This is a genomic window from Rhizobium sp. PRIMUS64, from assembly GCF_023006465.1.
In the GTDB taxonomy this organism is placed as follows: Bacteria; Pseudomonadota; Alphaproteobacteria; order Rhizobiales; family Rhizobiaceae; genus Rhizobium; species Rhizobium leguminosarum.
The window spans coordinates 1-1,659 of the sequence record NZ_JALBGX010000283.1 but is presented as its reverse complement, the minus strand read 5'-3'; the positions used below and the strand labels follow the sequence as shown (position 1 = coordinate 1,659).

The window sequence follows — 1,659 nt, the reverse complement described above, 5'->3', positions numbered from 1 at the left end:
CTAGTTCCAGAGCTAGGCGCAGACATAGAAGCTCACAGCAGTTCATCGTGTCCGCTACCGATAGCCGACCGCTAAGCTGCTTCGCCAGATGGGGTCTGCTTGTCGCTTACACTACACCCCCTGTTGCCAACACTAATCGAAGCGATGGAACGTCATGGACACGGCGATATGAATAGCGAGACGCGCCGGCGACTCTTGACGATGAGCCCAGCGACGATTGATCGGGTCCTCAAGGAGATTAAAGCGAGCGCCACGGGTCCGCGGCGCCGGAAAGGATCAACAGCGATTCGGCGTAGTGTTCCCGTTCGAACCTTCTCGGATTGGGATGACCCCGCACTTGGCTTTGTCGAAGCTGACCTCGTTTCTCATTCCGGCCCGTACGCTGGGGTGCCTTCTCGCAAACGCTGGTGTTGACAGATATAGCCACGGGCTGGACGGAATGCGCGCCGCTGCTGGTTCGCGAGCAAACGGTACTGATCACTGCGTTGGCCGAACTGCGCAAGTTGCTGCCGTTCCCGCTGCTGGGCTTCGACACCGATAACGACAGTGTGTTCATGAACGAGAGTGTTCATGAATATTGCTTGCGCGATAATATCGAACTTACCCGTTGCCGCCCTTACCGAAAGAATGATCAGGCATTTGTCGAGCAGAAGAATGGCGCAATCGTGCGCAAGATCGTTGGATACCGAGGCTTCGAGGGGCTGCGAGCCACTCGGGAGCTGGCCAAGCTTTATTCGTCAATGCGGTTGTTCGTGAATTTCTTTCAGCCATCATTCAAGCTGAAAGAAAAGCACCGTGACGGAGCCAAGGTGATCAAGCGCTATCATCGTCCTGCCACACTCTTCCAGCGGCTGCTTGACGACCCACGCACGCCGGAGGATACATGCCTTTGGCTCAAGGCGATGTACCTGACGCTCGAAGACTTTCTTTCTGGCTTACGGATTGCTTGGCGTGGTGGTGAAGTGAAACCGACTGCCCGCTCCAAGCCAGCGGCCAAGCGAGAGCGGCGGAGACCCGATCCTCTACTCGCCGTCACTGCCGAACTCGAGGAATGGTTCGAGGCGGAGCCTTGGCGAACTTCGCGAGAGTTGCTTGAACGCTTGCAGGTCAAATGCCCCGGCGTGTATCCCGACGGCCTCATTCGGACCGTGCAGCGCCGAATGAAAATCTGGCGCAGTACACAGGCCAATGCGCTGGTGTTCGGGCCATTCGCCGATGCCGCGCGGCAGACGGAAAGTATAGAGGTCGGGCAGTGAGATCATTACCGAACAATACAGGATCGTCATCCGCGCTCTTACCGCCAGGTTGGCCTTCGACAACCGACCCCACCGGAAAACATGATGACCGCCCGCGAAGCCGCCCGCTCGCTACAGCGCTATTGAGAGGCGCGCTCGCGAGCGGCTTCGCTACCTCCGTCACCTGCACCAGGTGCGGGGATACGATCGGAACAACCCGTGAGGCATTCGAAAACATCGAGTGAGGCAACGACATTATTCTCCGGGAACACTCTTGGGTGAGGCAATACGGCGTCTCATCCTGATCGCCGCCCCATAGGTCGCATAACTATCAAGCGCGCAACGGGTTCTGTCAGCAGCTACACCGCATATGGTTCCGTTGCCTGAGGCGGCGAAATCAGAAAGGCCGGCGGATGGATTGGTT

General features: G+C 57.7%; 1 pseudogene. It reads left to right on the top strand.

Going from position 1 to position 1,659, the window contains the following annotated elements:
- Positions 1 to 87: 87 nt before the first annotated feature.
- A pseudogene (locus tag MOV76_RS39075) lies at positions 88 to 1,256 on the top strand (transposase); the annotation flags it as partial.
- Positions 1,257 to 1,659: the final 403 nt, after the last annotated feature.